1 protein-coding gene is annotated in these 427 nt (G+C 71.0%); it reads left to right on the forward strand.

Annotated features, from left to right (window positions below; all coding sequences use genetic code 11):
• Positions 1-427 (forward strand): biotin carboxylase N-terminal domain-containing protein (locus M3677_RS17505; protein WP_285844947.1); only part of this gene is annotated, 427 nt, incomplete at both ends.

Raw genomic sequence — 427 nt, forward strand, 5'->3', positions numbered from 1 at the left:
GGGTGAGTCCTACCTGGTGATCGACAAGATCATCGAGGTGGCGAAGCAGTCCGGCGCCGACGCCGTGCACCCCGGCTACGGCTTCCTCTCCGAGAACGCCGACTTCGCCCAGGCCGTCATCGACGCCGGGCTCACCTGGATCGGGCCCTCCCCCGCCGCGATCATCGCGCTGGGCGACAAGGTGCAGGCCCGGCACATCGCGACCAAGGTCGGTGCGCCTCTCGTGCCTGGGACCACCGACCCGGTGAACGGGGGCGACGAGGTCGTCGCGTTCGCCGAGGAGCACGGCCTCCCGGTGGCCATCAAGGCCGCCTTCGGCGGTGGCGGTCGGGGTCTCAAGGTCGCCCGCACGATGGAGGAGATCCCCGAGCTGTTCGACTCCGCGGTGCGCGAGGCCGTGTCGGCCTTCGGTCGCGGCGAGTGCTTC

The sequence above is a fragment of the Curtobacterium sp. P97 genome, from assembly GCF_023712445.1.
Classification (GTDB): domain Bacteria; phylum Actinomycetota; class Actinomycetes; order Actinomycetales; family Microbacteriaceae; genus Curtobacterium.